We start from the raw sequence: 24,071 nt of genomic DNA on the forward strand, positions 1-24,071 counted from the left end.
GGGTCAGTCCTCCTGGTGGGAAAGGGTGGTGGTGCCATCGGCGCGATCGGCGTTACCAGCGCCATCGGCACGATCGGTGTCACCGGTGGCCTCGGCGAGCCTGGCGGCCAGGATCGGTCCGATCTGCGCCAGCGAGCCGGCTTGGGTCATCCGGTCGTGCCGGGTGGTGATCTCGTGCGATTCGATCCGGCCGGCGACGTACGGGCGCCAGATTTCGGGCCCCGCGTTGTCCTCGGCCCGGTCGATCGTGGAGTTGAACAGCAGCAGGTCTCCGTCGAAGTCGCCGGGGACGAAGTCGACCGCCAGCCTGGCGTTGTTGATCATGATCTCGACGATCACCTCGATCTGTCGCTCGTTCAGGCCGGCCAGCGCGCTGCCCCGCCGGTTCAGGACCTCGGCGACCTCGGCGTAGGTGATCTCCTGGTCGCCCAGCTCGTCCGGGTCGACATCGAGCACCCCGACGAGCACGTCGCGCACGGTGGGCACCGGCACCTCCGCGAACTGCACGTCCTTCACCGGGTAGGCATCGAGGATCGCCAGCAGTGCGGTCCGTTCGCCGCGTGACTGCAGCTCGCAGGCGAGCGCGTGGGCGATCAGCCCGCCGGCGGACCAGCCGAGGAGCAGGTACGGACCCTCCGACTGGATCTTCTGGATCTGGTCGGCGTAGTCGGCCGCCATCTCCTCGTAGGACGTCGGCAGGGTTTCGGGCCGGCCGAGGCCACGCGCCTGGATGGCGTAGACCGGGTGCTGCGGGCCGAGGTGGTTCAGCAGTCCGCTGTACGACCAGCTGATGCCGCCGCCGGGGTGGATGCAGAACAGCGGTGTCCCGGTCCCGGTCGAACGCAGCGGCAGCACCACGTCCAACGCGTCGTCGGGATCGTCCATGAGCAGCCGCTCGGTGAGACCGGCGACGGTCGGCGCCTCGAACAGCATCCGCAGGCCCAGCTCCAGGCCGAGCGTCTCGCGGACCCGGGAGGCCAGCCGGGCGGCCAGCAGCGAGTGCCCGCCGAGGTCGAAGAAGTTGTCGTCGATGCTCACCTGCTCCCGGCCGAGGACCTCGGCGAAGAGGCCGCACAGCAGCTGCTCCTGCGGCGTCCGGGGTCCGCGCCCGGCGGCCGAGGCCCCGTACTCGGGGGCGGGCAGGGCGGCCCGGTCCAGCTTGCCGTTGGCGGTCAGCGGCAGCGCGTCCACGGTGACGAACGCCGCCGGCACCATGTAGTCCGGCAGGTCACGGCGCAGCCGGCCGGCCAGCTCGCCCGCCTCGGGCGCGCCCTCGGGGGCGGGCACCAGGTAGGCGACCAGCCGCTTGTCGCCCGGCCGGTCCTCCCGGGCGACGACGGCCGCCTGGGCGACGCCGGGGCAGCCCGCCAGGACCGCCTCGATCTCTCCGGGCTCGATCCGCAGGCCGCGCAGCTTGACCTGGTGGTCGGCGCGTCCGGCGAAGTCCAGCGTGCCGTCGGCCCGCCACGACGCGAGGTCGCCGGTGCGGTACATCCGGCTCCCGTCCGGCCCGTACGGGTCGGCGGTGAAGCGCTCCGCCGTCAGGCCGGCCCGCCCGAGGTAGCCGCGGGCCACGCCCGTCCCCGCGAGGTACAGCTCGCCGACCATGCCGGTCGGCACCGGGCGCAGCCTGTCGTCGAGCACGTAGGCGCGCATGTTCGCCATCGGCCGGCCGATCGGCACGGTCGCGGCGTGTTCGGGCAGGACGCCCACCGGGTGGCAGGTGGCCAGGGTGGTGGCCTCGGTGGGCCCGTAGCCGTTGACCACCTCGATGCCGGGGCAGGCCGCCAGCACCCTGGCGACGGCGGCCGGGGAGACCACGTCGCCGCCGGTCCACACTTCGCGCACCCCGGCGAGCAGGCCCGGGCGCTCCTCGGCGACCAGGCGGAACAGTCCGGCCGTGAGCCACAGTCCGGTCACCCCGTTCGAGGTGATCGTGTGTTGCAACAGGTCGAGGTCGAGCTGCTCCGGCGGTGCGACCACGACCCGGCCGCCGTTGAGCAGCGGCACCCACAGCTCGTAGGTGGAGAGGTCGAAGGCCGTCGGGGAGTGCATCAGCACCCGCTCGTGTCCGCCGCCGCGGAACTCGGGGGTCAGCGCGTGACCCACCACGTCACGGTGGGTGACGGCCACGCCCTTCGGCCGACCGGTCGAGCCGGAAGTGTACATGATGTACGCCAACTGCCCGGGTTCACAGGGAACTTCGAAGCCGGAGGGATCGGCGGCCTCGGACTGCACCAGCGCGGTGGTCACCTCCTGGGTGAGCACCAGGGCCGCCCCGCTCTCCCGCAGGATCAGGTCGATCCGGGAGGAGGGGAAGCGCGAGTCCAGCGGCACGTAGGCGCCACCGGCCTTGATGATCGCCAGGATCGCCACGACCAGCTCCGCCGAGCGGTCCAGCATGACCGCGACCGGCGTCTCCGGCCGCACGCCCTGGCGGACCAGTGCCCGGGCCAGGCGGTTGGCCCGCAGGTCGAGCTCCCGGTAGGTCAGCTCGGTGCCGCCGGCCACGACCGCGACGGCCTCCGGGGTGGCCCCCACCTGGCGGGCGAACAACTCCGGTACCGCGGCTCCGGGCAGCTCGGCCACTGCACCGTTGGACCCGGCGAGCAGTCGGCGGCGTTCCTCGACGGGCATGATGTCGATCCGGCTGATCGGCCGGTCGGGGTCGGCGACCGCCGCGCGCAGCAGCCGGGCCAAGCGCTCGAACAGCAGCTCCACGGTGGCCGGGTCGAACAGGTCGGTCGCGTACTCCACCGCGCCGACCAGGCCGTCGGGGGCGCCGTCCGGGCGGAACTGCTCGGCCAGGCTGAAGGTCAGGTCGACCCGCGCGGTCCCGGTCGGCGCCTCCAGGTGTCCGGTCTCCAGCCCCGGCAGCGCGAACTCGCCGAGCGGCGCGTTCTGCAGGGCCAGCATGATCTGGAACAACGGGTGGTGCGCCAGCGACCGGGCCGGGTTGACCACCTCGACCAGGTACTCGAACGGCACGTCCTGGTGGTCGTACGCGGTGAGCGCCTTCTGCCGGACCCGGCCGACGAGTTCGGAGAAGCCCGGGTCGCCTGCGGTGTCGGTGCGCAGTACCAGGGTGTTGACGAAGAACCCGACGAGCTCGTCCAGCGCCTGGTCCGTCCGGCCGGCGATGGGGCTGCCGATCGGGATGTCGGTGCCGGCGCCGAGCCGGGTGAGCAGGGCGGCGAGGCCGGCCTGGAGCACCATGAACATGCTGGCGCCGCGCGCGGCGGCCAAGTCCCGCAGGGCTTGGTGCAGTTCGGCGTCCAGTCGGACCACCACCCGGTCGCCCCGCTGGGAGGCCACCGGCGGCCGCGGCCGGTCGGCGGGCAGCTGCAGCTGCTGCGGGACGCCGGACAGCTCCTCCTTCCAGTAGGCCAGTTGCCGGGCGAACAGGCTGTCCGGGTCGGTGGCGTCACCGAGCAGCTCGCGCTGCCAGGCGCTGTAGTCGGCGTACTGCACCGGCAACGGGGACCACTGCGGGGCCTCGCCCCGGCAGCGGGCCGCGTAGGCCGCGGCGAGGTCACCCGAGAGCGGGCCCATCGACCAGCCGTCGGCGGCGATGTGGTGCACCACGACCAGCAGCACGTGCCGCCCGGGGGCCAGGGCGTACAGCTCCGCCCGGACCGGCGGCTCCGCCGCGAGGTCGAAGCCGCACTGCGCCGTCTCCGCCAGGCGCTCCGCCAGCCGGCTCTCGTCGAGCTCGACCACCGGCAGTGCGGGGTACGCCTGCGCGGCGCTCAGCACGACCTGGTAGGGCACGCCGTCCGTCTCGCGGAAGACGGTGCGCAGGCTCTCGTGCCGGGCGACCACATCCGCGAGCGCGGCGTGCAGGGCCGGGCGGTCCAGTTCGCCGGTCAGACTGAGCGCGAGCGGCATGTTGTAGGTGGCGCTCGGCCCGTCCATCCGGTGCAGGAACCACAGGCGGCGCTGGGCGAAGGACAGCGGCACCCGCTCGGGCCTCGGCCGGACGATCAGCGCGGGCCTCGCCGCTCCGGAGCCGTCCAGGCGGGCCGCCAGCCCTGCCACGGTCGGGCTCTCGAACAGCGTCCGGACCTCCAGCTCCGCGCCGAGGACGGCCCGGACCCGGGAGGCCAGCCGGGTCGCCAGCAGGGAGTGCCCCCCGAGGTCGAAGAAGCTGTCGTCGACGCCGACCTGTGCCAGGCCGAGCACCTCGGCGAACAGCTCGGCGAGGAGTTGCTCCTGCGGGGTGCGTGGCGCCCGTCCGACAGCGACGGGACCGAGGTCGGGGGCCGGCAGCGCACGGCGGTCGAGCTTGCCGTTGGCGGTCAGCGGCAGTGCCTCCAGCGCCACGAACGCCGACGGGACCAGGTAATCGGGCAGCCGGCTCCGCAGCCAGTCACGGAGTTCGCCCAGGAGGGCGCCGGTGCCCCGGCCGCCGGTCGGGCGGTTGGTCAGCGAGGACAGCGCCTGGCCCGTGGCCCGGGCGGGCCGGTAGGCCTCGACCGGAGAGCGGTGGAGCGCCTGTGGGTCGGTGAAGACGACGTCCACGGCGTCCGCCGCAGCGGCCGACCAGGTGACGACCGCCGAGCGGCCGGACTCCGACCCGAGGGCGTGGAAGTCCTCCGGGTCGGGGAGGTCGGCGTCCTCCGGGGCGTGCAGCCGTTCCAGCAGTTCGGCGAGCGAGCCGTCCCCGTTCTGCACCGCCCGGGCCAGCGCGGCTTCCCGCGCCACGCGGCGGTTCGGCACCCCCGTGATCCGCAGCACTCCGACGGACGGCTGGGCGAGCAGCTCGCGCAGTTCGGCCGGCCCGGCGACCTGCTGCCCCCACGCCAGCTCGACCGACCGGTCCGGGGCCGTCGGGGTGACCGGCTGCTTGTGCAGCGTCACGTCGTAGCGGTAGCGGGTCAGCTCGTTGTGGTGGCGGCCGCGCTTGACCTCCACGGCCACCACGCCGATGTCCGTGCCGTGCTCCCGCAGGGCGGTGAAGAAGTCCGGGTCGACCAGGAGCTCCTTCTCCACCCGGAGGGACTGCTCCACCGCGCGCCGCACCGAGGTGAGGTCGGCGCCGTCGCCGACCCGGTGGAGTTGGACGGCGGTGGCCAGCGGGCGCAGGAGCCGCAGGTTGCGGATGTCGCCGAGGAAGAGCGCGCCGCCGGGGGCGAGCAGTCGCATCAGCTTTTCGATCACGTCGGTGAGGTAGTCGGCGGACGGGAAGTACTGCACGACCGAGTTGATGACGATGGTGTCGAAGTGCCCGGCGGGTAGGCCGTCGGTGTCGTGCGCCGGGCGGGTGTGCAGCACGACGCGTCCGGCCAGTTGCTCCTGCCGGGCGACCTGGGCGGCCAGCGCGTCGATCGCGGTGGCGGAGAAGTCGGTCGCCCAGTAGGTCTCGCAGTGCGGTGCGATCTGCGAGAGGAGCAGGCCGGTGCCGACGCCGACCTCGAGCACCCGGCGGGGGTGCAGGGCCAGGATGCGGGCCACGGTGGCGTCGCGCCATTCCCGCATCTGCTCGGCGGGGATCGGGCTGGCGTCGTAACTGCTGTTCCAGCCGACGAAGTTCTGGCCGAAGGCGGTTTCCTCGGGGGTGATGGGCAGGGCGTCGTAGATGTCCTGCCACTCGCCCACGTGGTCGGCTTCCAGGGCGCTGTCGCGGGCCTCCGTCTGGTGGGGGACGACGTAGCCGATGAGCCGGTCGTCCTGGGCGAGGACGGCGGCCCGGGCGACGGCGGGGTGCTCGGCCAGGGCCGTCTCGATCTCGCCGGGCTCGACCCGGAAGCCGCGTACCTTCACCTGGTCGTCGGCGCGGCCGACGTACTCCAGCTGACCGTCGCCCAGCCAGCGCACCACGTCGCCGGTGCGGTACATCCGGCTGCCCGCCTCGAACGGGCAGGCGACGAAGCGCCCGGCCGTCAGGGCCGGCCGGTTCAGGTAGCCGCGCGCCAGCCCCGCGCCCGCGACGTACAGCTCGCCGGGGACGCCGGGCGGCACCGGCCGCAGCCGCTCGTCCAGCACGTACACCCGCGCGTTGGCGATCGGCCGCCCGATCGGCGGCACGCCCGCCCCCGGGGACAGCGGGTCGCTCATCGTCGCGCACACCGTCGTCTCCGTCGGGCCGTACGCGTTGACCATCCGCCGCCCGGGGGCCCAGCGCGCCACCAGCTCCGGCGGGCAGGCCTCGCCCGCCACCACCAGGGTCGACACCGTCACCGCGCCCTCCGGCAGGGCCGCCAGGACGGACGGGGGCACGGTCGCGTGGGTGACCGCGAGGCCCGGGTCGGTCAGCGCGGCGACCGGCTCCGCCGCCGGGGGCAGCACCAGGGCGGCGCCGCGCAGCAGGGCGGTGAAGATCTCCGACACCGAGGCGTCGAAGCTGGGCGAGGCGAACTGGAGCACCCGGCTGTCGGGTGCGATCGCGAACCGCTCGATCTGGGCGGCGACCAGACTGGCCACGCCGCCGTGGGCGACCACGACGCCCTTGGGACGGCCGGTCGAACCCGAGGTGTAGATCACGTAGGCCGGGTGCCGGACGTCGAGGGCGACCACGGGATCCGTGTCCGGCCACTCGGAGGCCTCGGAGGCCTCGGCGACCAGCGCCGGATCGTCGACCACCAGTACCGGGCGGGCGTCCTCCAGCATGTACGCGATCCGCGCCGCCGGGTACGACGGGTCCACCGGCAGGTACGCGGCACCCGCCTTCAGGACACCCAGGACCGCCACCACCGACTCCACCGAACGCGGCAGCGCCACCGCCACCAGCTGCTCCGGACCGACCCCGCGGGCGATCAGCGCATGCGCGAACCGGTTCGCCCGCGCGTTCAACTCCCGGTACGTCAGCTCGGCACCACCGGACACCAGGGCGAGCGCGTCCGGCGTCGCCGCCACCTGTACCGCGAACGCCTCCGGCACCGGCACGGCGGCCACCTCGCGGGCGGTCGCGTTGCCCCGCTCCAGCAGCCGGCTCCGCTCGTCGGAGTCGAGGAGGTCGATCCCCCCGATCGACCGGTCCGGATCGGCGGTGACGGCCTCCAGCAGGAGCGTCCAGCGCCGCACGAGGACCTCGACCGTCGAGCGGTCGAACAGGTCGGTGGCGTACTCCGCCGCGCCGACGATCCCCGCCGGTTCCCCGGCCGGACCGAACTGCTCGACGAGGCTCACCCCGAGGTCGAACTTGGCGGTTCCGGTGGCCACCGCGTAGGTGGCCACCTCCAGGCCGGGCAGCGAGAACCGACCCATCGGGGCGTTCTGCACGGCCAGGATCGTCTGGAACAGCGGGTGGTGCGCGAGCGAGCGGGACGGGTTCAGCACCTCCACCAGGTGCTCGAACGGCACGTCCTGGTGCGCGTACGCCGACAGTGAGGTCTCCCGCACCCGCCCGAGCAGTTCGGTGAAGCTCGGATCACCGCTCGTGTCCGTCCGCAGCACCAGCGTGTTCACGAAGAACCCGACCAGCTCGTCCAGCGCCTCGTCCGTGCGCCCCGCGATCGGACTCCCGATCGGGATGTCCGTCCCCGCCCCCAGCCGCGTGTACAGCGCCGCCAGCGCCGCCTGCAGCACCATGAACAGACTGGTGCCGGTGTTCCGCGCCAACTCGGTCAAAGCGGCGTGCAGTTCAGGTCCCAGCTCCAGACCGACGTGGTCCCCGTGCCAACCGGCGACGGCCGGCCGAGGCCGGTCGGCGGGCAGCTGGATCAGCTCCGGCAGGTCGGACAGCTGGCGCTTCCAGTAGTCGAGCTGCTCGGCGAACCGGCTCTGCGGGTCGGCGGCGTCGCCGAGCAGCTCGCACTGCCACAGCGTGTAGTCGGCGTACTGCACCGGCAGAGCGTCGCGGTCCGGCTCGCGGCCCTGGCAGCGGGCGGCGTAGGCCTCGGCCAGGTCACGGGCCAGCGGGCCGGTGGACCAGCCGTCACCGGCGATGTGGTGCATCACCAGCAGCAGCACGTGCTCGTCCGGCGCGACCGCGAACAGCTCAGCCCTCAGCGGCGGTTCCGCCGCCAGGTCGAAGGGCCGCCGGGCGAACTCGGCGAGCCAGTGGTGCAGTTCGGCCTGCGAGACCTTGGTCAGCCCGGCCCGGGGCCGGGCCTCGGCCGGGTCCAGGACCCGCTGGCACGGGACGCCGCCCACTTCCGGGAACACCGTCCGCAGGCTCTCGTGCCGGGCCACCACGTCGGCCAGCGCCTCGTCCAGCGCCGCCCGGTCGAGCGTTCCGGTCAGCTGGAGCGCCAGCGGGATGTGGTAGGTCGCGGCGCTGCCGTCCATGCGGTGCATGAACCAGAGCCGACGCTGGGCGAAGGACAGCGGCACGGCCTCCGGCCGCTCCCGCGCGGTCAGCGTCGGGCGGGCACTGCCGGACTCCGTCAGCGCCCCCGCCAGACCCGCCACCGTGGGCGCCTGGAAGAGCGCGCGCAGCCCGAGCTCCACGCCGAGGACCGAGCGCACCCGAGCGGCCAGCCGGGTGGCGAGCAGGGAGTGCCCGCCGAGGTCGAAGAAGTCGTCGTCGACACCGACCTGGCCCCGGCCCAGCACCTCGGCGAACAGCTCGCACAGGATCTGCTCCTGCGGCGTGCGCGGCGCCCGGCCGACCTCGGCCGAACCGAGGTCGGGTGCGGGCAGCGCGGCGCGGTCCAGCTTGCCGTTGGGCGTCAGCGGCAGCACGTCCAGCACCGTGAACACGGCCGGCACCAGGTAGTCGGGCAGCCGGTCGCGCAGGTGTGCCGCCAGCTCCGCCGGACGGACGGTCGCGTCCGGACGAGCCGTGACGTAGCCGACGAGCCGGTCGCCCTGGGCCACGACCGCGGCCTGGGCGACGGCGGGGTACTCGGCCAGGGCGGCCTCGACCTCGCCGAGTTCGACGCGGAAGCCGCGCACCTTCACCTGCTGGTCGGCGCGGCCGACGTACTCCAGCTCACCGTCCGCCCGGCGCCGCACCACGTCCCCGGTGCGGTACATCCGGTCACCACCCGCCCCGAACGGGCAGGCGACGAAGCGCCCCGCCGTCAGGGACGGCCGGTTCAGGTAGCCGCGCGCCAGACCCGGCCCCGCGACGTACAACTCCCCTGCCACACCCGGTGCTACGAGGCGCAGTCGCTCGTCCAGCACGTACACCCGGAAGCCCGCGACCGGCCGGCCGATCGGCGGCACGCCGGAGCCCGCCGCCAGCGGGTCGCTCATCGTCGCGCACACCGTCGTCTCCGTCGGACCGTACGCGTTGACCATCCGCCGACCCGGCGCCCAGCGCGCCACCAGCTCCGGCGGGCACGCCTCACCCGCCACCACCAGGGTGCCGGCCGCGAGGTCGGCGCCGTCCAGCGCGGCCAGGGCCGAGGGCGGCAGGGTCACATGGGTGACGTCGAGCCGGCGGTCCGTCAGGGCCTCCAGCGGGGCCCCGGACGGGGCGAGCACGAGGGTGGCGCCGGTCAGCAGGGCGCTGCACAGGTCCCAGAACGACGCGTCGAAGCTGGGCGAGGCGAACTGGAGGACGCGGCTGCCCGGCGCCACGCCGAGCCGCTCGACCTGCGCCGCCACCAGACCCGACACCCCGCCGTGGCTCACCACCACGCCCTTGGGGCGACCGGTCGAACCCGAGGTGTAGATCACGTACGCCGGGTACCGGACGTCGAGCGCGACCACCGGATCCGTGTCCGGCCGGTCTGCGTCGCCCACCATCGCCGGGTCGTCGACCACCACCGAAGGACGGGCGTCCGCCAGCATGAAGTCGATCCGCGCCCGCGGGTACGCCGGATCCACCGGCAGGTACGCCGCCCCGGCCTTCAGCACACCCAGGACCGCCACCACCGACTCCACCGAACGCGGCAACGCCACCGCCACGACCTGCTCAGGACCCACACCCCGCGCGACCAACGCATGCGCGAACCGGTTCGCCCGGGAGTTCAACTCCCGGTACGTCAACTCCGCGTCACCACACACCAGCGCGACCTCGTCCGGCACCACCGCCACCTGCGCGGCGAACAGTTCCGGCAGGCTCACCCCGGCCGCCCCGCCCTCGACGGCGGGCAGCAGCTCGCGGCGCTCCTCGGCCGACAGCAGCTCGATCCCGCCGATCGGCTGGTCGGGCGCGGCGGCGACCGCGGCCAGCAGCCTGGTCCACCGGGCGACCAGGGCCTCGACCGTCGAACGGTCGAACAGGTCGGTGCTGTACTCGACCGCACCGCTGAGCCCGGCCGGCGCGCCGTCGGGCCCGTGCTCCTCCGCGAACCCGAAGGTCAGGTCGAGCCGCGCGGTCCCGGTGAGCACGCTCACCCCGGAGACCCGCATGCCGGGCAGCCGGAAGTCCCCGCCGGGCGCGTTCTGCACCACCAGCCCGGTCTGGAACAACGGGTGGTGCGACAGCGACCGGGACGGGTTCAGCACCTCCACCAAGTGCTCGAACGGCACGTCCTGGTGCGCGTACGCCGACAGCGCCGTCTCCCGCACCCGCCCCAGCAGTTCGCCGAAGCTCGGATCACCGCTCGTGTCGGTGCGCAGCACCAGCGTGTTCACGAAGAACCCGACCAACTCGTCCAGCGCCTCGTCGGTCCGGCCCGCGATCGGGCTGCCGATCGGAATGTCCGTGCCCGCGCCCAGCCGCGTGTACAGCGCCGCCAGCGCCGCCTGCAGCACCATGAACAGGCTGGCCCCCGACCGTCGCGCCAACCCCAGGAGGGCGGCGTGCAGTTCGGCGTCGATCCGGAGTTCCAGCAGGTCGCCGCCGTACGACATGGTGGCCGGGCGGGGCCGGTCGACCGGCAGTTGCAGCTGCTCGGGCAGCCCGGCCAGCTCCTCGCTCCAGTACCGGACCTGCCGGGCGAAGAGGCTGTCCCCGTCGTGCTCGTCGCCGAGGATCTCGTGCTGCCACAGTGTGTAGTCGCCGTACGTCACCGGCAGCGGCGGCCAGGCGGGTGACCCCCCATCCCGCCGGGCGGCGTAGGCGGTGGCCAGGTCACGGGCCAGCGGGCCCATGGACCAGCCGTCACCGGCGATGTGGTGCATCACCAGCAGCAGTACGTGCTCGTCCGGCGCGACCGCGAACAGCTCCGCCCGCAGCGGTACTTCCGAGGTCAGGTCGAAGGCGCGCACCGCCGCCTCGCGCAGCAGGGCGGGCAGCTCCGCCTCGCCGACCGCCCGCACGGTCAGCGGGACGGGCACCTCCGCGGGGTCCAGCACCCGCTGGTGCGGGATGCCCGCGATGTGCGGGAAGACGGTCCGCAGGGTCTCGTGCCGGGCCAGCACGTCGGTGAGCGCGGCGCTCAGCGCGTCCCGGTCGAGCTCGCCGCTCAGCCGCAGGGCCAGCGGCATGTGGTAGGTGGCGCTCGGTGCCCCGAACTGCTGGAGGAACCAGAGCCGGCGCTGGGCAAAGGACAGCGGCATGGGCTCACGGCGGGGCCGGGGCACCAGGGCCTGCCGCGCGGTGGCGGCGTCGTGCAGCCCGGCCGCGAGCCCGGCCGGTGTCGGCGTCCGGAACAGGCGACGCAGCTCCAGCTCGACCCCGAGGGTCGCCCGGACCCGGGAGACCAGCCGGGTGGCCAGCAGCGAGTGCCCGCCCAGGTCGAAGAAGTCGTCGTCGACCCCGACCTGGCCCCGGCCCAGCACCTCCGCGAACAGCTCGCACAGGATCTGCTCCTGCGGCGTGCGCGGCGCCCGGCCGGTCTCCCTGGTCGTGGCCTCGGGCGCCGGCAGCGCCGCCCGGTCCAGCTTCCCGTTCGGCGTCAGCGGCAGCGCTTCCAGCAGCACGAACGCCGACGGCACCAGGTACTCCGGCACCCGGCCGCGCAGGTACGCCGTCAGCGCCGCCGCGGTCGCCCCGCTCCCGGCCACCGGGACGACGTACGCGACGATCCGGTCCTCCCGGGCGAGCACCGCGACCTGGGCGACGCCCGGATGCGCCGTCAGCTCGGCCTCGATCTCGCCCGGCTCGACCCGGAACCCGCGGACCTTCACCTGGTGGTCCACCCGCCCGGCGAACTCCAGCTCGCCGTCGGCACGCCAGCGCACCAGGTCGCCGGTGCGGTACATCCGGGCACCGGCCGGACCGTACGGGTTGGCGACGAAGCGCCCGGCGGTGAGCCCGGGCCGGTTCAGGTAGCCACGGGCCAGCCCCGCCCCGGCGAGGTACAGCTCGCCCAGCACCCCGGGGGCTACCGGTCGAAGCGCCGAATCCAGCACGTACACCTGGCAGTTGGCGATCGGGCGGCCGATCGGCACCGGCGACGGGCAGCCGGCGGGGTCGGCCGGCAGCGAGTAGGCGGTGATCACATGGGTCTCGGCGGGCCCGTAGTGGTTGTGCAGCACCCGGCCCGGCCGACGGGCCTGGAAGCGGCGCACCGCACCGCCCAGGCGCATCGCCTCGCCGGCCTGGGCCACCAGCCGGAGGGCCGACAGGTCCAGCCCGGCCTCCTCCGCGGCCTCGGCGAGTGCCTCGACCACGAGGTTCGGCGCGAACAGCTCGGCCACCTCGTGCCGGTCCAGCCAGTGGGCGAACAGCTCGGCGCTGCGGCGCTGCTCCTCGGTCGGCACCACCAGCGTCTTGCCGTAGAGCAGTGCGGAGAGCACCTCCTGCACCGAGACGTCGAAGCTGATCGCGGTGAACTGCGCGGTGCGCGTGCCGGGTTCACCGCCGACGACCTCATGGTGCCACTCCAGCAGGTTCAGCAGCCCGGCGGCGGGCATCACCACGGCCTTGGGCCGGCCGGTGGAGCCGGAGGTGTAGATGACGTAGGCGGGACGGCGCCCGTCCACGGCCACGGCCGGGTCGTGCTCCGGCAGGTCCCCGTCCGCCGTGACGGCGGCGAGGTCGTCGAGCACCACGGCCGGGCCCGCGTCCTCCAGCATGTACGCGATCCGGGCGGCCGGGTAGTCCGGGTCGACCGGCAGGTACGCCGCGCCCGTCTTGAGCACCGCGAGGACGGCCACCACCAGCTCGGCCGAACGCGGCAGCCGCAGCGCGACGACCTGCTCCGGTCCGACGCCGCGTGCGATCAGCGCGTGGGCCAGGCGGTTGGCCCGGCGGTTCAGCTCGCGGTAGGTCAGCTCGGTGCCCTCGAACACCACGGCCGGAGCCTCCGGGGTCGCCCGGACCCGCGCCTCGAACAGCGCGGGCAGATCAGCCGTGGGGACGGGGCGGGCGGTGTCGTTGCGGGCGACCAGCAGCTCGTGCCGCTCCTCGGTGGTGAGGACCTCGATCCGGCTCAGCGGCCGCTCCGGCTCGGCGACCACCGCCGCCAGCAGCCGCAGCCACCGGGCGAACAGCGTCTCCACCGTGGCGCGGTCGAACAGGTCGGTGCTGTACTCGACCCGCCCGACGATGCCCTCGGCCGGCCCGCCGGTGCCGCCGCGCTCCAGCAGGTGGAAGCCGAGGTCGAACATCGCGGTGGGCGTGCGCACCAGGAGGATCTCGGAGCCCAGACCGTCCAGCGCGAACTCGGTGCGGGGCACGTTCTGCAGCGCGAGCAGCACCTGGAACAGCGGCTGGCGGGCCGACGACCGGGCCGGGTTGAGGGCCTCGACGACGTGCTCGAACGGCAGGTCCTGGTGAGCGTAGGCGGCCAACGCGCCCTCCCGGACCCTGGCCAGCAGCTCCGCGAAGGTCGGGTCGCCCGAGGTGTCGGTGCGCAGCACCAGGGTGTTGACGAAGAACCCGACGAGCTCGTCCAGCGCCTGGTCCGTCCGGCCGGCGACCAGGCTGCCGACCGGGATGTCCGTGCCCGCGCCGAGTTTGTCCAGCAGCGATGCCAGGGCGGCCTGCAGCACCATGTACACGCTGGCACCGTGCTCCCGGCCCAACCGGACCAGGCCGGCGTGCAGTTCCGGGTCCAGTTCGACGTCGAGGTGGCCACCGGAGTAGGAGGGCGCCGCAGGGCGGTGGCGGTCGGCAGGGAGGGGGATCTGCTCCGGCAGGCCCGCCAGGGTCCGCGTCCAGTGGTCCGCCTGGCGGGCGAACAGGCTGTCCGGGTCGGCCGCGTCGCCGAGCAGCCGGTTCTGCCACAGGGTGTAGTCGGCGTACTGCACGGGCAGCGGAGCCCACTGCGGCTCCTCGCCCCGGCGGCGTGCCGCGTACGCGGTGGCCAGGTCGGCGGACAACGGGCCCAGCGACCAGCCGTCACCCGCGATGTGGTGCATCACCACCAGCAGCACGTGCTCGTCCGGCGCCAGCTCGAACAGCTCTGCGCGCAGCGGCGGTTGGGTCGCGAGGTCGAATCCGTTCGCCGCCGCTGCCGTCAGCAGCTCCGTCAGGTCCGCCTCACCCACGCGGGTGACGGCCAGTCGGGGTGGTGCCGTTCGGGCGTCCAGCACCTCCTGGCGGGGGACGCCGTCGACCTGGGGGTAGATCGTGCGCAGGCTCTCGTGCCGGGCGACGACGTCGCCGAGCGCCGCCCGCAGGGCGTCCTGGTCCAGGTCGCCGGTCAGCCGCCACGCCAGCGGCATGTTGTAGACGGAGCCGGCGTCCTCCAGCTGGTGCAGGAACCACAGCCGTCGCTGGGCGAAGGACAGCGAGACCGTCTCGGGCCGCTCCGCGCGGCGCAGCGCGAGCCTCGCCCGGCCGGCCCCGCCGAGCCCGGCGGCCAGCCCGGCCACCGTCGGCGTCTCGAAGAGGGCGCGCAGCTCCAGTTCCACCCCGAGGGCGGCACGCGCCCTGGCGACCAGCCGGGTGGCGAGCAGGGAGTGCCCGCCGAGGTCGAAGAAGTCGTCGTCGGCGCCGACCTCGGCGACGCCCAGTACCTCGGCGAACAGCTCCGCGAGGACCTGCTCCTGAGGGGTGCGCGGGGCCCGGCCGGTCCGCACGGCGGTGTGGACGGGTGCGGGCAGCGCGCGCCGGTCCAGCTTGCCGGTGGCTGTCAGCGGCAGGCCCTCCAGGGGCACGAAGGCGGCCGGGACCATGTGGTCCGGCAGTCGCTCGCGCAGGTGTGCCCGCAGCTCCTCCGGCTGGAGTTCCGCCCCGGCGACGGCCACCGGGTAGGCGACCAGCCGCGCGTCCCCGACCCGGTCCTCCCGGACGGTCACCGCGACCTGGGCGACCTGCGGGTGTTCCGCCAGCGCCGCCTCGATCTCGCCGAGTTCGATCCGGAAGCCCCGGACCTTGACCTGGTCGTCGGTCCGGCCGAGGAACTCCAGGTTCCGGTCGGCGCCCCAGCGCACCAGGTCGCCGGTGCGGTACATCCGCGTGCCGCTCGGACCGAACGGGTCCGCCACGAACCGCCCCGCGGTGAGCGCCGGCCGGTTCAGGTAGCCGCGGGCCAGGCCCGCTCCGGCGAGGTGCAGCTCGCCCGCCACGCCCGCGGGCACCGGCTGCAGCGTGCTGTCGAGGACGTACAGCCGGATGCCCCCGAGCGGCCGGCCGATCACCGGGCGCGGACTCGATCCCAGCGGTGCGACGACGGCGTCCACCGTGCATTCGGTCGGCCCGTAGTAGTTCAGGCAGGACACGCCCTCGACCGCCCGCAGCCGCTCCCACAGCTGCTCCGGAACGGCCTCCCCGCCCATCGAGACCACCGCGGGACGGCGCCCCGGGTCGTCCAGGAGCCCCCGTGCGACGAGCACGTGCAGGTAGGACGGGGTGGCGTTGACGTAGTCCAGGCCGACGCGCGTGACGTAGTCGACGAAGGCGTCCGGGTCGGACCAGGTCGCCTCGTCCAGGACGTGCAGTTCGTGGCCCGCGTACAGGCTGGACAGCTGGTCGCAGGAGGCGTCGAACGACACCGAGGTGGTCAGCCCGATGCGCAGCCGTTCCTTCGTCCGCCGGGGGAACAGCAGCGGCCGCTGGCTGACGAAGAGGTTGAGCAGGCCGCCGTGGGTCGACACCACGCCCTTGGGCCTGCCGGTGGAGCCGGAGGTGTAGATCACGTAGGCCGGGTGCCTGGGGTCGACGGCGACCAGCGGGTCCGTCGCCGGGCAGTCGGCCACCAGGGCGGCCGTCGCCGGGTCGTCGAGCACCAGCCACCCGGCCGGGCCGGCCTCCGGCAGCCGGTCCCGGGTCCGGGCGTCGGTCACCACCAGGACCGGGCCGGCGTCCTCCAGCATGTGCCCGATCCGCGCGGCCGGGTACTCGGGATCGACCGGGACGTAGGCCGCCCCCGTCCGCAGCACCGCGAGGATCGCCACCACCAGCTCGGCCGACCTCGGCAGGGCCACCGCCACCAGCCGCTCCGGCCCCGCGCCCCGCGAGACCAGGGCGTGCGCCAGCCGGTTCGCCCGCTCGTCCAACTCCTCGTACGTCAGCGAGACGTCCCCGCACACCAGCGCCACCAGGTCCGGCGTCGCCCGCACCTGCGCCCGGAACAGCTCCGGCACGCTCGCGGCCGGAAGCTCCACCTCCGGTCCGGTGCCCAGTGCCGTCAGGTCATCGCGTTCCTCCGCGGAGAGCACGCCGAACCGGCTGAGCCGCTGCTGCGGGTCGGTGACCGCGACGCGGAGCAGCCGCTCCCAGCGGCCGAACATCGTCTCGACGGTGGCCGGGTCGTAGAGGTCGCCGGCGTACTCGACGAGCCCGTCGATCCCCTCCGGGGTGCCGTCCTGCGCCTGGCGCTCGGACATGGTGAAGATCAGGTCGAGCTTCGCGGTGGTCGTGGTCAACGGCATGTCTTCGACGTGCAGCCCGGGTGGCGCGAAGTCGGCCCGGGGCGCGTTCTGCAGCACCAGCATGACCTGGAACAGCGGGTGGTGCGCCAGCGAGCGCACCGGGTTGAGGGCTTCGACCAGGTGCTCGAACGGCAGGTCCTGGTGGGCGTACCCGGCCAGCGAGGTGTCCCGGACCCGGCCCAGCAGCTCGGCGAAGGTCGGATCGCCCGAGGTGTCGGTGCGGAGGACCAGGGTGTTGACGAAGTAGCCGACCAGCTCGTCCAGCGCCTGGTCGGTCCGGCCGGCGACCGGGCTGCCGACCGGGATGTCGTCGCCCGCGCCGAGCTTGCTCAGCAGCGCCGCCAGGCCGGCCTGGAGGACCATGAAGAGACTGGTGCCGTGCTCGCGGGCGAGCTCGCGCAGACCGCGGTGCAGCTCGGCGTCCAGTCCGGCGTGCACGAAGCCGCCCCGGCGCGAGGCGGCCGCCGGGCGGGGCCGGTCGGCGGGCAGCTGGATCCGCTCCGGGAGACCGGCCAACTGCCGTGTCCAGTAGGCCGCCTGGCGGGCGAACGGACTGTCCGGGTCAGTGGATTCGCCGAGCAGCTCATGCTGCCAGAGGGTGTAGTCGGTGTACTGGACCGGCAGGCTCTTCCAGCGCGGCGCCTCGCCGCGGCAGCGCGCCGCGTAGGCGGCGGTCAGGTCCTGCGCGAGCGGGCCCAGCGACCAGCCGTCACCCGCGATGTGGTGGAGCACCACCTGGAGCACGTGCTCGTCCGACGCCAGCTCGAACAGGCCGGCCCGCAGCGGCGCATCACCCGCCAGGTCGAACGGCCGGTCCGTCGCCGCCGCCATCAGGGCGGACAGCTCGGCCTCGGCGGTCCGGCGCACGAGCAGCCGCGGGCGGGCCGCCACGACGCCCAGCACCTGCTGGTACGGGACACCGTCGACGGCCGGGTAGACGGTCCGCAGGCTCTCGTGCCGCCCGACCACGTCCGCGAGGGCTGCCTCCATTGCCCGGCGGTCCAGGTCCCCGGACAGCCGCCAGGCCAGGGAGATGTGGTAGTTCGCGCCGGTGCCGTCCAGCTGGTGCAGGAACCAGAGCCGCCGCTGCGCGAACGACAGCGGGACCAGCTCGGGGCGCTCGCGCCGTACCAGCGCCGCCTGCGCCGGTCCGGCCGCCGTCAGTGCGGCGGCCAGGCCGGCCGGGGTCGGCGCCTCGAACAGGGTGCGCAGCGGCATCTCCACGCCGAGCGTCGCACGGATCCGGGCGGCCAGGCGGGTGGCGAGCAGGGAGTGCCCGCCCAGGTCGAAGAAGCCGTCCTCGACGCCGGCCGACGCCACGCCCAGGACCTCGGCGAACAGCTCGCAGAGGACCTGCTCCCGCGGGGTGCGCGGCGCGCGACCGGTGACCACCGGGGCGAGGTCGGGGGCGGGCAGGGCCCGGTGGTCCAGCTTGCCGTTGGCGGTCAACGGCAGCGCGTCCAGCACGACGTACGCCGACGGCACCATGTGCTCCGGCAGCCGCTCGGTCAGGTGCTCACGCAGGTCGGCCGGGCGCGGTGCGGCACCGGCGGCCGGGACCAGGTAGGCGACCAGGCGGGTGTCGTCGGCCCGGTCCTGCCGGGCGAGGACGGCGGTCTGGGCGACGCCGGGGTGCGCGGCCAGGGCCGCCTCGATCTCTCCGAGCTCGATCCGGAAGCCGCGGACCTTCACCTGCTGGTCGGCCCGGCCGACGTAGCTCAGGCTGCCTTCCGCAGCCCGGCGCACCACGTCGCCGGTGCGGTACATCCGCGACCCCTGCGGTCCGAACGGGTCGGCGACGAACCGCCCGGCGGTCAGGCCCGGCCGGTTCAGGTAGCCGCGCGCCAGCCCCGGGCCCGCGACGTACAGCTCCCCGGGCACGCCCGGGGCCACCGGCCGCAGGCCGTCGTCGAGCACGTACGTCCGCAGGTCCGGGAGGGCCGCGCCGATCCGGCCGGCGGCGGTGCCGGACCGGTCGAGCGCGGCGTACGTGACGTGCACCGTGGTCTCGGTGATGCCGTACATGTTGACCAGCCGCGGCGCGTCGTCCGGGTGCCGTTCGTACCAGGGCGCCAGGCGGGCGGGCTCCAGGGCCTCGCCGCCGAACACGACGGTCCTCATGGCGAGTTCGCTCGGGTGCTCGGCGTCGGCCTGCATCAGCTGGTAGAAGGCGGACGGCGTCTGGTTGAGCACCGTCACCCGCTCGCGGGCGAGGAGCTCCAGGAACCGGCCGGGCGAGCGGCTGGTCTCGTGGTCCACGACCACGAGGCGGCCGCCGTGCAGCAGCGCGCCCCACAGCTCCCACACCGAGAAGTCGAAGGCGTAGGAGTGGAAGAGGGTCCAGACGTCGTCGGCGGTGAAGTCGAACAGCGCCCGCGTGGTGCCGAACAGCCGCACCACGTTGCGGTGCGGGACCACCACGCCCTTGGGCTTCCCGGTGGAGCCCGAGGTGTAGATGACGTACGCCGGGTGACCGGGATCGACGGCGACGGCGGGGTCTGTGTCCGGCAGGCCGTCCAGGTCGGCGGTGTCCAGCAGGAGCCGGTCCACGGACTCCGCGCCGGGCAGGTCACCGATCTGATGAGTCGTCAGCAACAGCGCGGGGCGGGCGTCCTGGAGCAGGTAGGAGATCCGGGCCGCCGGGTACTGCGGGTCCACCGGCACGTAGGCGCCGCCGGCCTTGAGCACCGCCAGTACCGCCACGACCAGCTCGGCCGAGCGCGGCAGCGCCAGTGCCACCAACTGCTCCGGACCGACACCCCGGCCGATCAGCGCGTGCGCGAGCCGGTTGGCCCGGGCGTTCAGCTCGCCGTACGTCAGGTTGACTTCGCCGTCCGTGAGGGCGACCGCGGCCGGGTCGGCCCGCACCTGCCGCTCGAACAGCGCGGTCAGACTGCTCTCCGGCTGTTCCCCGCTCCGGTCGGCCTCGGCCGGCAGGAGCGCGCGGAGCTCCTCGGCGGACAGCACGTCCACCCGGCCGATCCGCCGACCGGGGTCGGCGACGACGGCGCGCAGCAGCCGCAGCCACCGGTCGACGATCCCCGCCACGGTGCCCTCGTCGAACAGGTCGGTGCTGTACTCGACCACGCCCGACAGCCCCTCCGTACCCGGCTGTTCGGCCAGGATGAAGGTCAGGTCGCACTTGGCCGTGCCGGTGTGCACCAGGTCGGTCGTCACCCGCAGCCCCGGCAGGTCGAAGGCGCCGAGCGGGGCGTTCTGCAGGGCGAGCATGGTCTGGAACAGGGGGTGGTGCGCCAGTGTCCGGGTCGGGTTCAGTGCCTCCACGAGGTGCTCGAACGGCACATCCTGGTGCGCGTACGCGGCCAGCGCGTCGGAGCGCACCCGGCCCAGCAGTTCGGTGAACGACGGGTCGCCGGACAGGTCGGTGCGCAGCACCAGGGTGTTGACGAAGAATCCGACCAGGTCGTCCAACGCCTCGTCGGTGCGTCCCGCGATCGGCGTGCCGATCGGGACGTCGGTGCCGGCGCCGAGCTTGCCCAGAAGGGCGGCCAGACCGGCCTGGAGCACCATGAAGAGGCTGGCGCCACCGTCGCGGGCGAGCTCGCGCAGGCCCTCGTGCAGCTCGGCGTCGACCTGCACCGGCAGGTGGGCACCCCGGTAGGACATCACCGCCGGGCGGGGCCGGTCGAAGGGCAGCTCCACCTGCTCGGGCAGGTCCGCCAACTGCCCCCGCCAGTACGCGAGCTGGCCGCTCAGCAGGCTGTCCGGGTCCGAGCCGTCACCGAGCAGCTCCCGCTGCCAGAGGGCGTAGTCGGCGTACTGGACCGGCAGTGGCGACCACTCCGGCTTCGCCCCCTCGGTACGGGCCGCGTAGGCGGTCCGCAGGTCCCGCAGGAGCGGGCCCGCCGACCAGCCGTCACCGGCGATGTGGTGCACCACCAGCAGCAGCACGTGGTCCTCGGTGCCGAGCCGGAAGAGCTCGGCACGCAGCGGTGGCTCGTCGGAGAGCTCGAAGCCGTACCGCGCCGCCTCCGCCAGCCGCTGCGGCAGGTCGCGCTCGCCGCCCTCGGTCACCCGCAACCGCGGCCGGGCCTCGTCGGCCTCCAGCACCCGCTGGTACGGAACGCCGTCGGCCACGGGGAAGACGGTGCGCAGGCTCTCGTGCCGCTCGACCAGGTCCGTCAGGGCCGCCTCCAGGGCCCGCTCGTCGAGGGTTCCGCCGAGGCGCAGCGCCAGCGGGATGTTGTAGGTGGCGCTCGGGCCCTCCATGCGGTGCAGGAACCACAGCCGGCGCTGCGCGAAGGACAGCGGCACCGTGTCGGGACGCTCGCGTCGCGACAGCGCGGGCCGCGCCCGGCCGGCGATGTCCACCGCCGCCGCCAGTTCCGCCACCGTCGGCGCGTCGAACAGGTCGCGCAGCCCCAGCTCCACGCCCAGCACCGACCGGGCCCGGGCGACCAGCCGGGTGGCCAGCAGGGAGTGCCCGCCGAGGTCGAAGAAGTCGTCGTCGGCGCCGACCTCCGGCACGCCGAGCACCTCGGCGAACAGCCCGGCGAGCAGGTGCTCGGTCGCGGTGCGCGGAGCACGGCCCGGGTCGGCGGGCTGCCGGTCGGGCGCGGGGAGGGCACGCCGGTCGAGCTTGCCGTTGGGAGTCAGGGGCAGGGCGTCCAGCAGCACGACGATGGACGGCACCATGTGCTTGGGCAGCCGCTCCCGGAGGTGTTCGCGCAGGGCGGTGCCGGTGACCGTGGCGCCGGGCTCGGCGACGGCGTAGGCGACCAGTCGGGGCTCGTCCTCGGTACGCACCATGGCGGCGGCCCGGGCGACCTGCGGGTGCTCGGCGAGGACGGCCTCGACTTCGCCGAGCTCCACCCGGAAGCCCCGGACCTTGACCTGATCGTCCGTGCGCCCGAGGAACTCCAGGTTCCGGTCTGCACCCCACCGCACCAGGTCCCCGGTGCGGTACATCCGCGTGCCAATCGGACCGAACGGGTCCGCCACGAACCGCCCGGCGGTCAGGCCCGGCCGGTTCAGGTAGCCGCGGGCCAGGCAGGGCCCGGCGATGTACAGCTCGCCCGGCGTACCGGCCGGCAGCGGCCGCAGGGCGCCGTCGAGCACGTACAGTCGGACGTTGCCGGCGGGCCGGCCGATGACCGGGAGCGGACTCGACCCCACGGAGGCGACCACCGGGTTGACGGTGCACTCGGACGGTCCGTAGAGGTTGAGGCAGGAGACCCCGTCCGCCGCCCGCAGTTCTTCCCACAGCCGCTCCGGGACGGCCTCGCCACCGGCCGCCACCAGCGCCGGACGCCACCTCTGGTCGCCCAGGAGCCCGTGGGCGACCAGGACGTGCAGGTAGGAAGGGGTGGCTTCGATGTAGTCCAGCCCGCGGCGCGCCGCGTAGCCGACGAAGGCGTCGGGGTCGGTCCAGGTCTCGTAGTCCAGGACGTGCAGCTCGTGCCCCGCGAACAGGGCAAGCAACTGGTTCCACGACGCGTCGAACGACACCGACGTGGTCAGGGCGATCCGCAGTCGCTGCCGTTCGTCGGTCACCGGCGGGAGGTGCGCCTGCCGGAGGTCGGTGAGCAGGTTGAGCAGGCCGCCGTGGGTCGGCACCACGCCCTTGGGCCTGCCGGTGGAGCCGGAGGTGAAGATGACGTACGCCGGGTGGCCCGGGTCGACGGCCGCCATCGGGTCAGCCGCTGACAGACCACCCACCAGCTCGGCCGTAGCCGGGTCGTCGATGACCAGCCGGTCGACGGAACCCTTCCCCGGCAGCCTGCCCTCGCTGAGGGTGTCGGTCACCAGCAGGGCCGGGCGTGCGTCATCGAGCAGGAGGGCGATCCGGGCGGCCGGGTACTCGGGATCGAGCGGGACGTAGGCCGCCCCGGTCTTGAGCACCGCGAGGATCGCCACGACCAGTTCGGCCGACCTCGGGAGGGCGACCGCCACCAGCCGCTCCGGCCCCGCGCCCCGGGCGACCAGGGCGTTCGCCAGCCGGTTCGCCCGCTCGTCCAGCTCCGCATAGGTCAGGGAAACGTCCCCGCACACCAGCGCCACCAGGTCCGGCGTCGCCCGCACATGCTTGCGGAACAGCTCCGGCAGGGTCTCGGCCGGGAGTTCCACCGTCGGCCCGGTGCCGAGGGCCGCCACCTGGTGGTGCTCCTCGGCCGTGAGCAGGTCGATCCGGCCCAGCACCTCGTCCGGGTCCCAGTCCGCGACGGCGTCGAGCAGGGAGATCAGCCGCTGCTGATGGGCGGCGAGGTCGTCCTCACCGTACGCCTCGGGCGAGCCGTGGAGCCTGAGCAACGGCGGGTTGCCGTCCCGGTAGTCGAACACCCAGACGGCCAGGTCGCTGGTCGACCCCGACACGAAGTGGTGCACGGAGGCGGGGTGACCGGCGAAGGTCGGCCGGGAGTTGAACGCCATGATGTTGACGATCAGCGGGAACGCCGTCCCGATGCTGCCCGGGGCCCCGAGGTCCCGCAGCAGGTCCTCGCTCCGGTACCGCTCGTGTGCGACGGCCGCCTCGACCTCCCGCGCCGCCTGGGCGACGAGGTCGCGCCACGGCATGTCCGGTCGTACCGTCAGCCGCAGGGGCACCACGTTGGACATCGTGCCCGGCACCGACATCAGGTCGCGGTCGGCGGACCGACGGGCCGTGACGGGTAGGGCGAGCACCACGTCCTGCGTTCCGGTCAGCCGATGTGCGTAGAGCGCCGCCGCCGCGACCACCAGGCGGGACCAGCGGACGCCGATCCTTCCCGCCGCCGCGCGCAGCGCGTCCGGGCGCCGCAGTTCCCGCTCCTCGGCCAACCGGAGCGCGCGGTCCGGGTCGGCCGGGGCCGTGCGGGTCAGCCGCGTCGGTCCCGGCCGGTCGGCGAAGCGTTCCGTCCAGTAGGAGCGGTCGGCGGTGAAGTCCGCCGACGCACGGTAGGCCTCGTCGCTGTCGACCAGGTCCCGTAGCGAGCCGAACGGCGATGGCGGCACGGCACCGTCCTCGGCGAGCGCCGAGTACACCTCGCCGACCCGCTGGCGGACCATGGAGCTGCTGATCGCGTCCAGCACCACGTGGTGGTAGTTCAGGTACCAGAGATACTCGGTCGGCGACAGCCGGACCAGAGCGTGCCCGAACAGCGGGTCGCGCGCGAGGTCCAGCGGGCGCAGCAGGTCCCGCTCCATCCACTCCATGGCCGCCTCACGGGGTACGGGCTCCCCGCTGAGATCCAGGTGTACCGGCGCCCAGTCCCAGGTCTCACGGAGGACCTGGCGCGGGCCCTCGCCCTCGTCGACGAAGGTCACGTGCAGGGCGTCGACCTCGTCGACCACCCGGCGAAGTGCGGTCTCGAACAGCTCCGGGTCGACCGGCCCGTGGATCTCCAGGCACTCACCGACGCGGTAGCCGGGAATCGGTGTCCGGGAGCGTTGCTCGGCGAGCCAGATCTCGCGCTGGGCCCCGGTCAGGGGAAGGGCGTCGCCGTCGCGACGGGACATGGGGGTACCTCCAGAAGTGTGGGCGGGCATGCGCGCGGGGCACGCCGGGCCACGCCGACCGCGGTGGCGTCACG

At 74.1% G+C, this 24,071-nt stretch carries 1 protein-coding gene; it reads right to left on the reverse strand.

The features are described from left to right. Positions 1–3 precede the first annotated feature (3 nt). The gene (locus tag ACFVX9_RS24895) at positions 4–23,997 is read right to left on the reverse strand and encodes a non-ribosomal peptide synthase/polyketide synthase (protein ID WP_387983538.1); all 23,994 of its coding nucleotides are present in this window, start codon (positions 23,995–23,997) and stop codon (positions 4–6) included. Positions 23,998–24,071: the final 74 nt, after the last annotated feature.

Origin of the sequence: Kitasatospora sp. NPDC058243 (assembly GCF_042882025.1) — a bacterium.
Lineage (GTDB): Bacteria > Actinomycetota > Actinomycetes > Streptomycetales > Streptomycetaceae > Kitasatospora.